Origin of the sequence: Burkholderia pyrrocinia (genome assembly GCF_001028665.1) — a bacterium.
GTDB classification, from domain to species: domain Bacteria; phylum Pseudomonadota; class Gammaproteobacteria; order Burkholderiales; family Burkholderiaceae; genus Burkholderia; species Burkholderia pyrrocinia.
Map to the genome: position 1 here is coordinate 623943 of NZ_CP011503.1, position 18113 is coordinate 642055.

At 70.0% G+C, this 18113-nt stretch carries 14 protein-coding genes and 1 pseudogene; 10 read left to right on the plus strand and 5 right to left on the minus strand.

Features of this window, described 5'->3' with window-relative positions:
• The first annotated feature begins 376 nt into the window (after positions 1-376).
• The 3 genes from ABD05_RS02925 (at position 377) to ABD05_RS02935 (ending at position 3263) form a co-directional block, all read left to right on the plus strand.
• Positions 377-1783 carry a selenium-binding protein SBP56-related protein gene (locus tag ABD05_RS02925; protein WP_047898880.1) on the plus strand — a complete coding sequence of 469 codons (1407 nt, stop codon included), beginning with the start codon at positions 377-379 and terminating at the stop codon, positions 1781-1783.
• A complete protein-coding gene (locus ABD05_RS02930) occupies positions 1780-2445 on the plus strand; it encodes a hypothetical protein (protein ID WP_047898881.1) in 666 nt (221 codons plus the stop codon). The genes ABD05_RS02925 and ABD05_RS02930 overlap by 4 nt, the downstream gene beginning before the upstream one ends.
• A gap of 308 nt (positions 2446-2753) precedes the next feature.
• On the plus strand, positions 2754-3263 hold the full coding sequence (locus ABD05_RS02935; RefSeq protein WP_034178871.1) for a flavin reductase family protein: 510 nt from the start codon (positions 2754-2756) through the stop codon (positions 3261-3263).
• On the opposite strand, the gene ABD05_RS02940 is transcribed toward ABD05_RS02935, so the two are convergent.
• Positions 3250-3750: an Lrp/AsnC family transcriptional regulator gene (locus ABD05_RS02940; protein ID WP_006477992.1), complete on the minus strand. Its 501-nt coding sequence runs from the start codon at positions 3748-3750 to the stop codon at positions 3250-3252. The two genes, ABD05_RS02935 and ABD05_RS02940, sit on opposite strands and share 14 nt — an antisense overlap.
• 130 nt (positions 3751-3880) lie before the next feature.
• On the opposite strand from ABD05_RS02940, the gene kynB reads away from it, so the two are divergent.
• From kynB to kynA, 3 genes are all read left to right on the plus strand, one after another.
• Positions 3881-4522 (plus strand): arylformamidase, encoded by a 642-nt coding sequence (gene kynB / locus ABD05_RS02945; RefSeq protein ID WP_047898882.1) that lies wholly within the window; start codon positions 3881-3883, stop codon positions 4520-4522.
• 25 nt (positions 4523-4547) lie between these two features.
• Positions 4548-5801 carry a kynureninase gene (kynU, locus tag ABD05_RS02950; RefSeq protein WP_047898883.1) on the plus strand — a complete coding sequence of 418 codons (1254 nt, stop codon included), beginning with the start codon at positions 4548-4550 and terminating at the stop codon, positions 5799-5801.
• Between the two features lie 92 nt (positions 5802-5893).
• Positions 5894-6829, plus strand: a complete 936-nt coding sequence (gene kynA, locus ABD05_RS02955; protein WP_047898884.1) for a tryptophan 2,3-dioxygenase — start codon at positions 5894-5896, stop codon at positions 6827-6829.
• Between the two features lie 334 nt (positions 6830-7163).
• On the opposite strand, the pseudogene ABD05_RS02960 reads toward kynA, so the two are convergent.
• The 4 genes and pseudogenes from ABD05_RS02960 to mdlC form a co-directional block, all read right to left on the minus strand.
• Positions 7164-8537, minus strand: a pseudogene (locus ABD05_RS02960) (MFS transporter); the annotation flags it as partial.
• A gap of 265 nt (positions 8538-8802) precedes the next feature.
• On the minus strand, positions 8803-9747 hold the full coding sequence (locus tag ABD05_RS02965; RefSeq protein WP_047898885.1) for a ketopantoate reductase family protein: 945 nt from the start codon (positions 9745-9747) through the stop codon (positions 8803-8805).
• Between the two features lie 14 nt (positions 9748-9761).
• On the minus strand, positions 9762-11213 hold the full coding sequence (locus ABD05_RS02970) for an aldehyde dehydrogenase (RefSeq protein WP_047898886.1): 1452 nt from the start codon (positions 11211-11213) through the stop codon (positions 9762-9764).
• A 29-nt stretch (positions 11214-11242) separates the two neighbouring features.
• Positions 11243-12850, minus strand: coding sequence for a benzoylformate decarboxylase (mdlC, locus tag ABD05_RS02975; RefSeq protein ID WP_047898887.1), 1608 nt, complete (start codon positions 12848-12850; stop codon positions 11243-11245).
• Between the two features lie 97 nt (positions 12851-12947).
• Here mdlC and ABD05_RS02980 point away from each other — a divergent pair, with 97 nt between their 5' ends.
• The 4 genes from ABD05_RS02980 (at position 12948) to ABD05_RS02995 (ending at position 18112) form a co-directional block, all read left to right on the plus strand.
• Positions 12948-13859: a LysR family transcriptional regulator gene (locus tag ABD05_RS02980; RefSeq protein WP_047898888.1), complete on the plus strand. Its 912-nt coding sequence runs from the start codon at positions 12948-12950 to the stop codon at positions 13857-13859.
• Positions 13860-14051: 192 nt separating this feature from the next.
• The gene (gene dalD, locus ABD05_RS02985; protein ID WP_047898889.1) at positions 14052-15446 is read left to right on the plus strand and encodes a D-arabinitol 4-dehydrogenase; all 1395 of its coding nucleotides are present in this window, start codon (positions 14052-14054) and stop codon (positions 15444-15446) included.
• A 104-nt stretch (positions 15447-15550) separates the two neighbouring features.
• Positions 15551-17032, plus strand: a complete 1482-nt coding sequence (gene xylB, locus ABD05_RS02990; RefSeq protein ID WP_047898890.1) for a xylulokinase — start codon at positions 15551-15553, stop codon at positions 17030-17032.
• Between the two features lie 123 nt (positions 17033-17155).
• A complete protein-coding gene (locus tag ABD05_RS02995) occupies positions 17156-18112 on the plus strand; it encodes a sugar-binding transcriptional regulator (RefSeq protein ID WP_047898891.1) in 957 nt (318 codons plus the stop codon).
• Position 18113 lies beyond the last annotated feature (1 nt).

Genomic DNA, 18113 nt, shown 5'->3' on the forward strand with positions numbered 1-18113 from the left:
GCAAACCGTCCGGCCACGCAAAGCGTCCGATGCACGCCCGCCCCTGATGTACCCATCATCTGCCGGAACATCGATATGCACGTCTTGACAGACATCGCCCGCGTGGCGGGCCCGGTCGCCGCCACGTCGCGAGCCGACGCCTCACCTTCACCATCGCGATGTCGTGCGCCCGTGTCACCCCGGGCGCGGCGATCCGGTACATCGTCTTCACCCGCTTTCACGATCTGATGCACGGCGCCGCGCGTGTCGCCAACGCGTGCGTCCGCCTGCCGATCGCGCCCGCCGGCGAGCAACGCGCCGCGCGGCAACCTCGACCCGCACGCGAGCAGCGAACGACCGTGCGTCCGTGATCCGATACCACCGAGAGGGCATCACCATGAGCATGCGGCCTGACCCGACATTTCACGCTTCGCCCGAGCTTGCGATGCAGGCGCCGGCGGAACAGTTTGCCTATACGTTGTTGCTGAGCCCCGATTTTTCCAGACCCGACGCACTCGCCGTGATCGACGTGAAGCCCGGCTCGCCGACCTACGGAAAGATCGTGCACACGGTGACGATGCCGAACACCGGCGACGAGTTTCACCACTTCGGCTGGAATGCGTGTTCGTCGGCGCTGTCGCCGCTGACCGGCCATGCGTTCCTCGAACGCCGCTTCCTGATCATCCCCGGCCTGCGCTCGTCGCGCATCTACGTGATCGACACGAAGCCGCATCCGACGCAGGCGCGCATCCACAAGATCATCGAACCCGACGAGATCTTCGCGAAGACCGGTTATTCGCGGCCGCACACCGTCCACTGCGGCCCCGAGGGCATCTACGTGAGCACGCTCGGCGGCGCGGGCAAGGACGGCACCGACGGCGCGCCCGGCATCTTCATCATGGATTGCGAAACCTTCGACGTGCTCGGCCGCTGGGAGATCGATCGCGGCCCGCAGGACAAGCATTACGATTTCTGGTGGAACCTGCCGCGCGACTACATGGTGTCGAGCGAATGGGCGCTGCCGCCGCAATTCGAGAACGGCATCGTGCCCGAGGACCTGCTCGCGAACAAATACGGGCACCGGCTGCATTTCTGGGACCTGCGCGCACGGCGCAACGTGCAGACGATCGATCTCGGCGCGCAGCACCAGATGGCGCTCGAAGTGCGGCCCGCGCACGACCCGGTGCGCGAATACGGATTCGTCGGCGTCGTGGTCGATACGACGAATCTCGAAGGCTCGATCTGGACCTGGTGGCGCGAGGACGGCAAGTTCCATGTGAAGAAGACCGCGACGATCCCGCCCGAACCGGCCGCGGCCGACGAACTGCCGCCGTTGCTGCAAGCGTTCGGCGCGGTGCCGCCGCTCGTGACCGACATCGACCTGTCGCTCGACGACCGCTTCCTCTACGTGTCGTGCTGGGGCACCGGCGAGATGCGCCAGTACGACGTGTCGGATCCGCATCACCCGGTGCTCGCGGGGTCGGTGCGGATCGGCGGCATCGTGCGCCGCGCGCCGCACACGAACGGCCGCGCATTCGCGGGCGGCCCGCAGATGGTCGAGATCAGCCGCGACGGCCGGCGCGTGTACTGGACCAACTCGCTCTATTCGACGTGGGACGACCAGTTCTATCCGGACGGCGTGCCGGCCGCGCAGGTGCTCGCGCACGCGGGGCCGGACGGCGGGCTGACGCTCGCCGACGATTACTGGGTCGAGTTCCCCGACGGCTATCGCGCGCACCAGATCCGGCTCGAAGGCGGCGACTGCTCGACCGACTCGTTCTGCTATCCGTCGGTCAAGCGTTGAGCACCGGACTTCACGCGCAGTTTGCGCTGTGGGCGGCGGTGCTCGCGAGCGGCGTGTATCACGGGCTCAACCCCGCGATGGGCTGGCCGCTCGCGGTGTCGAACGCGCTGATGACGCGCCGCGGCGGCGCGCTCGTCGCGGCGCTCGGTTATCTCGCGCTCGGCCATGCGCTCGCGGTATTCGCGGTGATGCTGCCGTTCGGGCTGCTCGCCGCGCTGCTCGCGTGGCAGTCGGCGATCCGCATCGGTGCGAGCGCACTCGTGATCGGTTTCGGCGCCGTGCTGCTGATCCGGCGCCGGCATCCGCGTGCGCTCGCACGGATCCCGCCGGCGCGGCTCGGCCTGTGGTCGTTCGCGGTCGCGATCGCGCACGGCGCGGGGCTGATGCTGGTGCCGATCTACCTTGGGCTTTGCGGGCTCGACTTGGATGCCGGCCACCGCGCGGCGGCCACGCTCGTCGATGCGCATCTCGGGATGGCGCTCGTCGTCGCGGCCGTGCATGCGGCCGCGATGATCGCCGCCGGCGGCGGGCTCGCGTGGCTCGTGTACCGCTATCTCGGGCTGAAGTTCGTGTCGCGGAGCTGGTTCAATCTCGATACGGTGTGGGCGTCGAGCCTGATCGTGACGGGGGCGCTGTCGCTCGGGCTGGCGACGACGCGATAGCGCGCGTCGATGGCACGCGTGTCGGATCGGCGGATAGGCAGGCGGACGGGCCGACGGCACCGCACAACAACGCGCCAGAACGGCCACGCCGACCGCGCGCCATCGTGATCCCGGCAGCGCGCCGCAGTGTTCGCTACGTCACGCTATCCCCGCAATGCGCCGTCCGGCCGGGCCCGGCGGCCCCGATTCCGCTAAAATCGGGCCATGCGCACCACTTCCCAACCGACCGCCTTGTCGCCTTTCGTCCGCCGCGCCCGTCACACCCGCGTCGCGCCGCGCCCGCCCGTTTCGTTCCGGAAGGCCGCCCGATGAGCCGCGCCAACCCGCCGGATTTCGACGCGGCCGCCTTCCGCCAGGCGCTCGGCCAGTTCGCGACGGGCGTGACGGTGATCACGACGCGCGCGCCGTCCGGGCAACTGATCGGCATCACCGCCAGCTCGTTCAACTCGGTATCGCTCGATCCGCCGCTCGTGCTGTGGAGCCTCGCGCACAAATCGGCGTCGACGCCGGTGTTTCGCGGCAACAGTCATTACGTGGTAAACGTGCTTGCGGCGTCGCAGCTCGACCTGTGCAAGCGCTTCTCGACCTACAAGGGCGACCGCTTCGAAGGGATCGCGCACGTGGCCGGCAACTCGGGGATGCCGGTGCTCGACGGCGCGCTCGCGTGGTTCGAATGCCATAACCGCAGCCGCTATGACGAAGGCGACCACGTGATCTTCGTCGGCGAAGTGGAACGCTGCGGCGTGCGCGCCGCATCGGACGAGACGCCGCCGCTCGTGTTCCACGGCGGCGGCTTCCACGGCCTTACACCGCTTTGATCGCGCCCGTGCGCGCCAGCCCGACCGGCGCGCCGGCTTCGTCCTTCAGCGTCTGCAGCACGATGTTCGAACGGATGTCCATCACGCCCGGCGCCTTGTAGAGCCGGTTCAGCACGAAATCCGAATAGTGCTTGAGGTTGTGCGCGAGCACGCGCAGCAGATAGTGGCTCTCGCCCGTCACGACGAATGCGCCGACCACCTCCGGCCATTCGCGCAGCGCTTCCGCGAAGCGCTCGTGCCATTGATTCTCTTCGTTGCGCATCGACACCTGCACGAACGCCTCGAGCTCGAAGCCGAGCTTCTCGCGGCTCAGGCACGCGCGATAGTGCTCGATCACGCCCTGCTCCTCGAGCAGGCGCATGCGGCGCAGGCAGGCGGACGGCGAAAGCGAAATCCGTTCCGCCAGATCGAGATTGCTGATTCTGCCCTCTTCCTGCAGTACCGCCAGAATCCGGCAGTCGGTGGCATCGAGCGTGATCGCGTGCATTTATGGTCCCCGTTTTCCCTCTGAGTCGAATTATCTGCCAATCCGGCGGATTGTCCATGTTTATTTCGCAAGCACTTTCTGCGAGCGTCCACCTATCATTCGAAGCATCGACTCACCGCTTCGTCATGCCATGGACACACTCTGGGACATCTCGCCGCCTGTCAGCCCCGCCACTCCCGTGTGGCCGGGCGATACGCCGGTTTCCGTCGAACGCGTGTGGCGGATGGAGGCCGGCTCGCCGGTCAACGTCGCGCGCCTGACGCTGTCGCCGCACACGGGCGCACACTGCGACGCGCCGCTGCACTACGACGCCGACGGCGCGCCGATCGGCGCCGTGCCGCTCGACACCTATCTCGGCCCGTGCCGCGTGATCCATTGCATCGGCGCATCGCCCGTCGTGCAGCCGGCCGACCTTGCGGCCGCGCTCGACGGCGTGCCGCCGCGCGTGCTGCTGCGCACCTGTGCGCAAGCGCCGGTCGCGCAATGGGACCCCGACTTCTGCGCGGTCGCGCCTGAAACGATCGACCTGCTCGCCGCGCATGGCGTGAAGCTGATCGGCATCGACACGCCGTCGCTCGACCCGCAGGAATCGAAGACGATGGATGCGCATCACCGCGTGCGTGCGCACCGGATGGCGATCCTCGAAGGCATCGTGCTCGACGACGTGCCGCCCGGCGACTACGAACTGATCGCACTGCCGCTGAAGTTCGCGACGCTCGACGCGAGCCCCGTGCGCGCGGTGCTGCGCGCGCTGCCCGCGCGTGCTTCCTGATTACCCCGACCTACGACACCACATCATGATCAAGACCCGTGAAGACGCGCTCGCGCTCGACCGCGACGACCCGCTCGCCCCGCTGCGCGACCAGTTCGCGCTGCCCGACGGCGTGATCTACCTCGACGGCAACTCGCTCGGCGCGCAGCCGCGCGCATCGGCCGCCCGCGCGCAGCAGGTGATCGGCGCCGAATGGGGCGAAGGACTGATCCGGAGCTGGAACACGGCCGGCTGGTTCGCACTGCCGCGCCGTCTCGGCGACAAGCTCGCGACGCTGATCGGCGGCGCGCCCGGCGAAACGGTCGTGACCGACACCATCTCGATCAACCTGTTCAAGCTGCTGTCGGCGATGCTGCGCCACCAGGTCGAGCGCGCGCCCGAGCGCCGCGTGATCGTGTCGGAACGCTCGAACTTCCCGACCGACCTGTATATCGCGCAGGGGCTGATCGAGCAGCTCGGCGGTGGCTACGAACTGCGCCTGATCGACGATCCGGCCGACCTGCCCGACGCGCTCGGCGCGGACACGGCCGTCGCGATGATCACGCACGTGAACTACCGCACCGGCTACATGCACGACATGCCGGCCGTCACGCAACTCGTGCACGACGCGGGCGCGCTGATGCTGTGGGATCTCGCGCACTCGGCCGGCGCGGTGCCGGTCGACCTGAACGGCGCGCGCGCGGACGGCGCGGTCGGCTGCACGTACAAGTACCTGAACGGCGGCCCCGGTTCGCCCGCGTTCGTGTGGGTGCCGCAGCGCCATCACGCGCATTTCTCGCAGCCGCTGTCCGGCTGGTGGGGCCACCGCGCGCCGTTCGCGATGCAGCCGGGCTTCGCGCCCGATCCGGGCATCGCGCGCTTCCTGTGCGGCACGCAGCCGATGGTGTCGATGTCGATGGTCGAATGCGGGCTCGACGTGTTCCTGCAGACCGACATGCACGCGATCCGCCGCAAGTCGCTCGCGCTGACCGATGCGTTCATCGCGCTCGTGGAAGCGCGCTGCGCGGGCCAGTCGCTGAAGCTCGTCACGCCGCGCTCGCATCACCAGCGCGGCTCGCAGGCGAGCTTCGAGCATCCGCACGGCTACGAAGTGATGCAGGCGCTGATCGCGCGCGGCGTGATCGGCGACTATCGCGAGCCGTACGTGCTGCGCTTCGGCTTCACGCCGCTCTATGTGCGCTTCGTCGACGTGTGGGATGCCGTCGAGACGCTGCGCGACATCCTGGCCACCGACGCGTGGAAGGCGCCCGAGTTCGCCGAACGCGGCGCGGTGACCTGACCGGCTTTGCCCGGCGCGCGCCGCAGTGACGTGCGGATAACGCGCCGCGCCCCCGTCATTCAATCCTGGAGAAAGTCGTGAATTCTGGTCATATGCAGCCACCCGGCAACGACGCGCCGGCGGGCTGCCCGTTCTCGGGTGCACGCGCCGCGCAATCTGCTCAAGCGGCACACGAAGCGCCACACGTGCCGGGCGATGCCACCGGTGAAGCCGGCTGGCACAACGCGCAGCTCGATTTTTCGAAGTCGATGAGCTACGGCGACTACCTGTCGCTGAATTCGATCCTCGACGCGCAGCATCCGCTGTCGCCCGATCACAACGAGATGCTGTTCATCATCCAGCATCAGACGAGCGAGCTGTGGATGAAGCTCGCGCTGTTCGAGCTGCGCGGCGCGCTCGATGCGGTGCGCACCGACGCGTTGCCGCCCGCGTTCAAGATGCTCGCGCGCGTGTCGCGCATCCTCGAGCAGCTCGTGCAGGCGTGGAGCGTGCTGTCGACGATGACGCCGTCCGAGTATTCGGCGATGCGGCCGTATCTCGGGCAGTCGTCGGGCTTCCAGTCGTACCAGTATCGCCAGCTCGAATTCCTGCTCGGCAACAAGAACGTGCAGATGCTGCAGCCGCATGCGCACCGGCCCGACATCCTCGAACAGGTGCGTGCGACGCTCGAAGCGCCGTCGTTCTACGACGAGGTCGTGCGCCTGCTCGCGCGGCGCGGTTTCCCGATCGCAGCGGAGCGGCTCGAGCGCGACTGGACGCAGCCGACGCGGCACGACGAGACGGTCGAGGCCGCGTGGCTCGAGGTGTACCGTCACCCGCAGCAGCACTGGGAACTGTACGAGATGGCCGAGGAACTGGTCGATCTCGAGGACGCGTTCCGGCAGTGGCGCTTCCGTCACGTGACGACCGTCGAGCGCATCATCGGCTTCAAGCAGGGCACCGGCGGCACCAGCGGCGCGCCGTATCTGCGCAAGATGCTCGACGTCGTGCTGTTCCCCGAGCTCTGGCACGTGCGCACCACGCTGTAACGCACTTGATGCGCCCGCACGTCACGACGACGTGCGGGCTAGGGCCTATTCACGCTAATAACGGGCTTGCGAACGTGCCTTTCCGCCCGCAGTGCAAGGAGAGAGGAGGCGCAATAGCCGTAGCTATTGCAACGACGAACGACGCCGCAATGCGGGCGGAAAGGCACGTTCCCCTGTTTGGAAAAATTCATTCGTGGGGCTGGCCACCAGAAGGGCCGATCGCTGCGTCATGCTCCTTGCGAATACGTCGAGTATTCGCTTCGTCGCAGTCCTTGCGCTCGGCCCTTCTGGTGGCCAGCGCAAGCCCGTTATTAGCGTGAATAGGCCCTGGCTCCTCCCCTTCGCGCGGCAGCGACTGCGCGCGCGACAGCCGCGGAATGTGCCGCCGCACCGCGAGCAGCGCGATGCACACCACGCCCATCGCGGCGGCCAGCATCGTCAGGTACGCGCTCGCGCCGCCCGCCGTGATCACGACCGCGCCCGCGAACGCGCTGAGGATCGCGCCGAGCCGGCCGAACGCGAGTGCGCTCGCGGTACCCGTCGCGCGCACCGCGGTCGGGTAGATGTACGCACAAAGCGCATACATCGTCGACTGCACCGCGTTGACGAACAGTCCGTGCAGGCCGAGCCCGACGATCAGCCAGTTCGTGTGGCGGCTCGCATCGACGCCCATCAGCCACACCGCGCTCGCCACGCCGCCAATGCTGCACAGCGCGAGCGGCCAGCGCGACCCGGCATGCGCGATCGCCCATGCGCACAGCAGCGCGCCGATCACGCCACCGAGGTTGTACGCGGTGAGCCCCGCGCCCGCAACCGACACGCTGAGCCCGCTCGCGGCCAGCATCGTCGGCAACCAGCTGAACGCCGCGTAGACAGCCAGCAGACACATGAAGAACGCGCACCACAGCGCGATCGTGTCGCGCGCCTGGCCGCTCGCGAACAGCGTGCCGAAGCCGCCGCGGCCACCGGCTGCGCGTGCGTCCTTCGTATCGGTGAACACGGTGCCCGGTGCGACCGGCCGCTGCATCCGCGCGAGCAGCGCGCCGAGTTCCGGCCAGCGCGCGGGGCGTCGCGCGAGATAACGCGGCGATTCGGGCAGCGCGCGCACGAGCACGAAACCGAGCACGAGCGGCAGCGCGCCGCCCGCAAAGAACAGGCCGCGCCAGCCGAAGCGCGGCAGCACCTCGTGCGCGAACAGGCCGGCCAGCATCCCGCCGAGCGGCACGCAGACGATCGTCGCGGTCACCATCATCGTGCGGCGCCGCGCGGGCGTGTATTCGGCCGTCATCGTCGTGGCCGTCGGCAGCGCGCCGCCGATCCCGAGCCCCGCGCAGAAGCGCAGCATCGCGATCGCCGCGACGTCGGGCGCGAAGCCGATCGCACAGGTCGCGACGCCGAACAGGAACACGCTGCCGATCACGGCCTGGCGGCGGCCGAAGCGGTCCGCGACGATCCCCGCGCACGCGCTGCCGATGCCCATCCCGATCAGCCCGGCCGCGACGGCCGGCGCGAACGCGCCGCGCGTGATGCCCCATTCGCGGATCAGCACGGGAATCGCGAAACCGATCAACTGGCCGTCGAAGCCGTCGAGCACGATCGCGAGCGCGGCGAGCAGCACCACGCAGCGCTGCATCGTCGTGAACGGCCCGTCGTCGAGCGTCGTGCCGATGTCGACCGACGGCGGCGGCAATCCGTCGCGCGTGCTCATGCAACCTCCCGTGCGCCGCGCGTCGGCGGCAACATGCGCGAACGGCGCGCGGCAAGACAACGGCATTCGATGGCTTTCATGACGTCTCCGGTTGCCCGGGCTGGCGCCGTGGCGCGTGCCCGGATCTCGTACTGCGCGGTCGGCCGGCGTCGACGCGTCGGCGCCGGCTCCGGTGTCTTGTCCAACCCGTCTCGATCCGGCGCCATCGCCTGCGCGCGGCGGCTCGTATCGTTGCGCGGCGCACGCAGCGCCGCCAGTCTGATGCTCAGTTCATCCGTGCATCGATCAGCCGGACGAGCGCGAGCAGCGTCTCGGTATGCGGCACCGCGACGCCCGTTTCGCGCGCGGCGGCGACGACCTTGCCGCTGATCGCGTCGATTTCCGTGCGGCGGCCCGCGAGCACGTCCTGCAGCATCGACGGGCGATGGCCGCGATGCTCGCTGATGGCGTGTTCGACGTTGCGCGCAATGCGTTCGCCGTCGACGGCGATCCCCTTCGCGCGGGCGACGGCGGCCGTCTCGGCCGCGATCGCAAGCGCGAGCCGCGGCCCGTCGTGATGGTTGCCGAGCTGGTCAACCGTGCAGCCGGTCACCGCGCACAGCGTATTGAGCGCCGCGTTGAACGCGACCTTCTCCCAGATCGCGGCCCACACGTCGGCGTCGAGCGTGCATGCGAGCCCCGCGCGCGACAGCGCATCGGCCACGGCCGTCGCGAACGGGCGTGCCGCGCCGTCGGCCGTCATCATGCGGATCGTGCCCGCGCCGTGCGAGCGAACGTGCGCGGGCCCCGCGGCATCGGCCGGCCACGTCGTCACGCCGACCAGGATGCGTTCGAGCGGCACGAACGCATTCAGCGTTTCGACGTTGCCGAGCCCGTTCTGCAGCGTCAGCACGTGCGTGCGCGGCGTCAGCAGCGCGCGCACGCCGTCGAGCGCGGTGCGCGTATGCAGCGATTTCGTGAAAACGATCAGCAGGTCGAACGATGTGCCGGGCGCTGCGGCCGCGTCCGCATTCGCGGCTTCCGGCCGCACGGCCTGCAAAACGCGGATGCGCCGTTCGCCGCGATCGTCGTCGATGCGCAGCCCGTCGCGGCGGATCGCATCGAGATGCGCGTCGTTCACGTCGATCAGCGTGACGGCCTCGCCGCTTTCCGCCAGCAGCCCGCCGAACAGCGAGCCCATCGCGCCCGCACCCAGAATGGCGATCCTCATCGTCGGTGGCCTCGTCAGAACGGATAGTGGCGCGGCGCGGTCTGCACGGTGATCCAGCGCAGGTCCGTGAACGCCGCGATGCCGGCCTTGCCGCCAAAGTGGCCGAAGCCGCTGTCCTTCACGCCGCCGAACGGCATCTGCGCCTCGTCGTGCACGGTCGGGCCGTTCACGTGGCAGATGCCCGATTCGATGCGTGCCGCGACGCGCAGCGCACGCGCGACATCGCGGCTGAACACGGCCGACGACAGCCCGAATGCGTTGTCGTTCGCGCAACGGATCGCCGCCGCCTCGCCGTCGACGCGCACGATGCCCTTCACCGGGCCGAACGATTCCTCCGCATAGATGCGCATCGCCGGCGTCACGCGATCGAGCAGCGTGGCCGGGAATAGCGTGCTGTCTGCCTTGCCGCCGCACAGCAGCGTCGCGCCGTGCGCGAGCGCATCGTCGATCAGCGCGTTGCAGCGCTCGACGGCCTTCATGTCGATCAGCGAGCCGAGCACGACGGAGCCCTTGCGCGGATCGCCGAGCGGCAGCGACGCGGCCTTGTCGGCGAGCTTCGCGACGAATGCATCGGCGATCGATGAGTCGACGATGATCCGCTCGGTCGACATGCAGATCTGCCCGGAATTCGCGAACGCACCGAACGCGGCCGCCGCGACCGCTGCGTCGAGATCGGCATCGTCGAGCACGACGAACGGCGCCTTTCCGCCGAGCTCCAGCACCGACGGCTTCAGGTGGCGCGCGCATGCTTCGGCGACGATCCTGCCGACGCGCGTCGAGCCGGTGAAATTCACGCGGCGCACGGCCGGATGCGCGATCAATGCATCGACGACGGCGCCCGCATCCTCCGGCGCATTCGTCACGAAGTTGACGACGCCCGGCGGCAGCCCGGCCTCCTGCAGCGCCTCGACGATCAGCCCGTGCGTGACGGGACACAGTTCCGAGCCCTTCAGCACGACCGTGTTGCCGCACGCGAGCGGCAGCGCGAGCGCGCGTGTTGCGAGAATCACCGGCGCGTTCCACGGCGCGATGCCGAGCACGACGCCGGCCGGCTGCCGCACGCCCATCGCGAGCGAACCGGGCACGTCGGACGGAATCAGTTCGCCGCCGACCTGCGTGGTCAGCGACGCGGCCTCGACGAGCCCGCTCGCGGCCAGGTGTACGTTGAAGCCGGCCCACAGCGCGGACGCGCCCGTCTCGGCCGCCATCGCGGCGACGAACTGTTCGTGCTTCGCTTCGAGCGCGGCGGCCGCCTTCAGCAACAGCGCGCGACGTGCGCCGGGGCCGAGCGCGGCCCATTCGGGAAATGCGCGCGCGGCCGCGTCGGCCGCCGCACGCACATCGTCGACGGTGCACGCGGGCGCTTCGGACGCGATTTCGCCGTCGAGCGGGTTGCGGCGCGCGAAGGTCGCGCCGCTGGATGAGTGGCGGCGTTCGCCGCCAATCAGCATCGAAACGGTTTGCATGGAATCTCCGGAAAGACGCGCGTGGCGCGTCAGGCAATCTCGACTTCGACGACGACCGGCGTCGCGGCATGCAGCGCGTCGGTCAGCGTGTCGCGCAGGCGCGCCGCATCGGCGACACGCACGCCGCGGCAGCCCATCCCTTCGGCGAGCGCGACGAAATCCAGGTCGGGCAGATCGGTGCCCTGCACGGTGTCGCCGGGGCCGAAGCCGAACACCGGCGCGAAATCCTGCAGCGCCGCGTAGCGCCGGTTGTTCAGGATCACGAACGTGATCGGCAGCTTCAACTGCGCGGCGCTCCACAGTGCCTGGATCGAATACAGGCTCGACCCGTCGCCGATCAGCCCGATCACGCGCCGGCCCGGCTGCGCGAGCGCGACGCCGACGGCGGCCGGCATCCCGTAGCCGAGCCCGCCGCTGTCCATCGTGTAGAACGTGCCGCTGCGCGTGAACGGCAGGTGTTCCTGCATCACGGGCCGCGCGCTCGGCGCTTCCTCGACGACGATGTCCTGCGCGTCGCGCACGTCGGCGAGCGTCTGCAGCGCGAACGCGGCCGACATGCGCTCGCCGCCGGCCGGCGCGTCGACGCGCGCGCGGGGCGGCCGCGGTGCGGGCATCGGCCGCTCGGGCGGCGCCGGTCGCGCCAGCAGATCGCGCGCCGCGAGCCGCAGGTTGCCGACGACCGCATCGCCCGACGGCGTCCACGCGGCAACGCCCGGATCGTCGACGAGCTGCACGAGCGTCGCACCCGGCGGCACGTGCGGGCCGAAGCCCTCGATGTGATAGGTGAACGCGGGCGCGCCGAACGCGAACACGAGGTCGTGCCCGTCGAGCCGCGCGACGATCTTCTCGCGGATCGCGGGCAGGAAGCCGGCGAACAGCGGATGGTCCTCGGGGAAGCTGCAGCGCCCCGACATCGGTGCGACGTACACGCGCGCACGGTGCCGCTCGGCGAGCCGCACGACGTCATCCCACGCACCCGCGCGATCGACGGCCGCGCCGACCACGAACGCGGGGCGCCGTGCGGCGTCGAGCGCGTCGCCGAGCCGCGCGAGCGCGTCGGGATCGGGCCGCACGACGCTGCTGACGTCGCGCCGCGGCAGCAGCTCGGCCGGCTGGTCCCAGTCATCGACCGGGATCGACACGAACACGGGCCCGCGCGGCTCCTGCATCGCGATGCGGTACGCCCGCGCGATCGCGGCCGGCACGTCCTGCGCACGCGCGGGCTCGATGCTCCATTTCACGTACGGCTTCGGCAGCTCGGCGGCCTGGGTCGCGCCGAGGAACGGGTCGAACGGCAAGATCGCGCGCGCCTGCTGGCCCGCGGTCACGATCAGCGGCGTGCGGTTCTTGAACGCGGTAAAGAGATTGCCCATTGCGTTGCCGACGCCCGCCGCCGAATGCAGGTTGACGACCGCCGCATTGCCGGTGGCCTGCGCATGGCCGTCGGCCATCCCGACCACGACGGCCTCGTGCAGGCCGAGCACGTAGCGGAAATCGGCAGGGAAGTCGCGGAACATCGGCAGCTCGGTCGAGCCGGGATTGCCGAACACGCGGTCGATGCCGAACTGGCGAAGCAGGTCGATGACCGCATCGCGAACGGTGATCGATGCGGCGGATGGGGGCGGATGGCCGGACATGCTCTGCGCTCCTCGATGGCTTGGCGGTTTCCACAGTATCGAAGCGCAAGCCATTCTCGGATACTGTATTTTTTGCGATAAGCCATTACATTCCGGCATGACTTTCGATCTCCGACAATTGCGCGCCTTCACGACGATCGTCGCGTGCGGCAGCCTCGGCCGCGCGGCCGACGCGCTGCACGTGACGCAGCCGGCGCTGAGCCGGATCCTGAAGCGGCTCGAGGACCAGGTCGGCGCGCCGCTGTTCGAGCGCCATTCGAAGGGCGTGCAGCTCACCGCGTTCGGCGACGCGCTGCTGCCGCATGCGACGCTGCTGCAGCACGAGGCCGAGCACGCGCGCGAGGAGCTCGACGCGATGCGCGGGTTCGCGAAGGGCACGATCAAGGTCGGCACGGTGGGCAGCATCGCGAGCCTCGTGCTGCCGGTCGCGGTCGGCCGCGTGCTCGACCGCTGGCCGAACCTGCGCGTCGAGATCCTCGAAGGCGTGTGGGACCGCCTCGCCGACGGATTGAACAAGCACGAGATCGATCTCGCGCTGTCCGCGCACGGGCCCGACACCGACGAGATCGTCGCGATTCCCGAGTGCCGCTGGGAAGATCGCAGCCATATCGTTGCGGCGCCGCACCATCCGCTGCGCGCGCTCGGCCGCGCGCCGACGCTTGCCGATACGCTGCACGCGCGCTGGGCGATTCCGCCGCGCGGCACCGCGCCGTTCGACCACATGCGCGCGACCTTCGACGCGCACGGGCTCGCGCTGCCCGACATCGCGGTCGAAACGCGCTCGGTCACGACGCTGAAGAGTCTCGTCGCGCATGCCGGTTTCCTGAGCTGGATGGCCGAGCCGATGTACGGCGCCGAGCAGGCCGCCGGCACGATCGACACGCTGCCGGTGCGGGAGGTCGTCGCGGTGCGCACGCTCACCGCGTTCCGGCGCCGCCACGGCATCCTGCCTGGGCCGGCCGGCAAGCTGCTCGACGAACTCGTCGCGCTTACGCGCGAAGGGCGCTGACGCCCTTTCCCGACCGGCGCCTGTTCGCGCCCCTTCGCCTCCCTTCCCGCGCTGCCCGCTCGCCGCCGCAGCGCACCATCGAAATGCCGTCTCCCCGCCTTGACTTTCGCCCGCCCGAATACGATCATTCGCTCACATGACGAGCAAATGATCTCGTCGACAGGAAAGACTGGCACGAACAGGAGACACCGGATGAGCGAATCGTCCTCCGCCCGCGCGCCCGTGCTGCTGCACATCGGCGCGGGCTCGTTTCACCGCGCGCACCAGGCGTGGTATCTGCATCGCGTGAACGCGGCCGTGCCGGCCGACGAACGCTGGTCGCTGACCGTCGGCAACATCCGCGACGACATGCGCGCGACGATGGACGCGCTCGCCGCGCAGCACGGCGAATACGCGCTCGAAACGGTCACGCCGCAAGGCGAGCGCGCGTACGAGACGATCCGTGCGATCACGCGCGTGCTGCCCTGGTCGATCGACCTCGCCGCGCTGATCGACGCCGGCGCCGACCCGGCCTGCCGGATCGTGTCGTTCACCGTCACCGAAGGCGGCTACTACCTCGACGAACACAACCGGCTCGACATCGCGAATGCCGATCTCGCGGCCGACCTGCAGGGCGCGCGCACGACGCTGTACGGCGCGCTCGCGGCGCTGCTCGCCGAACGCATGCAGCGCGGCGCGGGCCCGCTCACGCTGCAGAGCTGCGACAACCTGCGCAACAACGGCGCACGCTTTCGCGCGGGGATGCGCGAATTCCTCGAACGGCGCGGCGAAGCCGACCTGCTCGCATGGTTCGATGCGAACGTCGCCACGCCGAGCGCGATGGTCGACCGCATCACGCCGCGCCCGACCGCCGACGTGCGCGAACGCGTGCTCGCGGCCACCGGCATCGACGACGCCTGCCCGGTGATGGGCGAATCGTTCATCCAGTGGGTGATCGAGGACCGCTTCGCGGCGGGCCGGCCGCGCTGGGAGCTGGCCGGCGCGGAACTCGTCGACGACGTGCACCCGTACGAGGAAGCGAAGATCCGCATCCTCAATGCGACGCACAGCTGCATCGCGTGGGCCGGCACGCTCGCGGGCTACAGCTACATTCACGAAGGCACGCACGACGCGGCGATCCGGCGCTTCGCGCACGACTACGTGACGCAGGACGTGATCCCGTGCCTCACGCCGAGCCCGCTCGATCTCGCACGCTACCGCGACGTCGTGCTCGAGCGCTTCGGCAACCCGTACGTGCTCGACACGAACCAGCGCGTCGCGGCCGACGGCTTCTCGAAGATCCCCGGCTTCATCGCGCCGACGCTCGTCGAATCGTTCGCGCGCGGCGCGGCGCCGGTCGCCACCGCGGTGCTGCCCGCGCTGTTCCTGCGCTTTCTCGAACGCTGGGCGCGCGGCACGCTGCCGTACGCGTACCAGGACGGCGTGATGGACGAAAGCGCCGCACGGGCGATCGTCGAAGCCGACGACCCCGTCGTCGCGCTGTGCGCGAGCCGCCCGCTGTGGGGCTCGCTCGCCGGCAACGCCGCGCTGTTCGAGGCGCTGCGCGCCGCGCTCGCGCGCGTCGACGCATGGCTCGCGCAGCGCTGACGCGCGACAGCCGGCGCCCGGCCGCGCAGCCGGGCAAACCCGCTTGGCACATGCCGTGCGGCACGGCTAAAGTAGCGACTCCTCTCTGACGGAACGGATCGTTCATGTATCTCGGCATCGACCTCGGCACTTCGGAAGTGAAGGTGCTGCTGCTCGCCCCGGACGGTGCGGTCGTCGGCACCGCCGGCTCGCCGTTTACCGTGTCGCGGCCGCATCCGCGCTGGGCCGAACAGCATCCGGACGACTGGTGGCAAGGCACGCTCGCCGCGCTCGCGGCGCTGCGCGAACGGCATCCGCAAGCGTTCGCGGCCGTGCGCGGCATCGGCCTGTCGGGCCAGATGCACGGCGCCGTGCTGCTCGGCCGCGACGACCGCGTGCTGCGCCCCGCGATCCTGTGGAACGACATGCGCAGCGCCGACGAATGCGCGCTGCTCACCGAACGCGCGCCCGATCTCCACGCCCTCGCCGGCAATCTCGCAATGCCGGGCTTCACCGCGCCGAAACTGCTGTGGGTCGCGAAGCACGAACCCGACGTGTTCGCGGCGACCGCATGCGTGCTGATGCCGAAGGACTACCTGCGGTTCCGGCTGACCGGCGCGAAGGTGTCCGACCCGTCGGACGCGGCCGGCACGCTGTGGCTCGACGTCGCGCGCCGCGAATGGTCCGACGCGCTGCTCGCCGCATGCGGGATGACGCGCGACCAGATGCCGCGCATCGTCGAGGGCAACGCGCCGTCCGGCACGCTGCGCGCCGATGTCGCGCGCGAGCTCGGGCTGTCGGAGGCCGTCGTGGTGGCCGGCGGCGGCGGCGACAACGCGACGAGCGCACTCGGCATCGGCGCGATCCACGCCGGCGACGGCTTCGTGTCGCTCGGCACGTCGGGCGTGCTGAGCGTGGTCGGCGACCGTTTCATGCCGAATCCCGCATCGGCCGTGCATGCGTTCTGCCATGCGATTCCCGATCGCTGGCAATTGATGAGCGTCGTGCTGTCGGCCGCGAGCTGCCTGCGCTGGGTCTGCAAGCTGACGGGCACCGACGAGCCCGCGCTGCTCGCCGAAGTCGAGGCGCTCGATGCCGACGCGCTCGCGACGGCGCCGCTGTTCCTGCCCTACCTGTCCGGCGAGCGCACGCCGCACAACGATCCGTATGCGCAAGGCGTGTTCTTCGGGATGACGCACGCGACCGAACGCGCGCATCTCGGCTACGCGGTGCTCGAAGGCGTGACGCTCGGCCTCGCCGACGGTCTCGACGCGCTGCATGCGGCCGGCGTCGAAACCGACCAGTTGTCGCTGATCGGCGGCGGCGCGCGCAGCGCGTTCTGGGCGCAACTGATCGCCGATGCGCTGAACGTGCGCACGCGCCAGATCGGCGGCGGCGAAACCGGCGCGGCGCTCGGTGCGGCCCGGCTCGGCTGGCTGGCCGTCGGCGGCGATCCGCAGACGGTGCTGACCAAGCCGCCGGTGCGCACCGAATACGCACCGGACGCGGCCCGCCATGCGCTGCTGCGCGAACGCCTCGACGCGTTCCGCGCGCTGTACCGCCACGTGCGCCCGCTGTACGAACCGTCGCGCGCGCGGCTCGCGTAAGCGCCGCCGCGGCGGCGCGCACCGGCCGCCTGCCGCGCGCACGACATGCGGTACAGTGGATGCCGTCCGCGGCCCGCCGGCCGGTCCGCGGGCGGCCCCCCAGCTCCGAACCGAATCGCTATCGTGTCCAAGTCCTCAGAAAAACTCGATCTCGCCACGCGTGCCGCGTGGCTCTACTACGTCGCGGGCGACACGCAGAACGAAATCGCCGAAAAGCTGCAGGTGTCGCGCCCCGTCGCGCAGCGCCTCGTCGCGTTCGCGGTCGAGAAGAACCTGATCCGCGTGCGCGTCGACCACCAGCTCGCCGACTGTCTCGATCTCGGCGCGCAACTGTCGAAGCGCTACGGCCTCGCGATGTGCGAAGTCGTGCCCGTCGACGCCGACGCGCCCGACGCGATCGACCGCAAGCTCGCGGTCGCCGGCGCGCAGGTGATGGAGCGCTACCTGGGCGAGACGCGGCCGATGGTGATCGCCGTCAGCAGCGGCCGGACGCTGAAGGCCGCGGTCGCGCAGATCGCGCAGATCGACCGCCCGCAGCACCGGCTCGTGTCGATGGTCGGCGCGATCGCGGCCGACGGCTCGTCGAACCGCTACGACGTCGCGCAGTACATCTCCGAGAAGACCGGCAGCAAGCACTTCCTGCTGCCCGCGCCGCTGTTCGCCGACAGCGCCACCGAGCGCGCGCAGTGGTGCAACCACCGGCTGTACCGGATCGTCGAGGCGCTGTCGGGCAAGGCCGACGTCGCGTTCGTCGGGATCGGCAACACCGGCCCGCACTGCCCGCTCTACGAAGACGGCTTCATCACCGAACAGGAGCTCGACGAGATGACCGCGCTCGGCGCGGTGGCCGAACTGCTCGGCATGCCGATCGACGCGCACGGCAAGATGATCGACGTGTCGACCAGCGCGCGCGTGACGAGCGTGTCGCTCGCCGCGCCGCCGAAGCGCCCGACGATCGCGTTCGCCGGCGGCCCGAAGAAACGCGACGCGGTGATCGCCGCGCTGCGCGGCGGCTGGCTGTCGGGGCTCGTCACCGACGAAACCTGCGCGCGCGCGGCGCTCGACGCGAAGGCCGACTGAC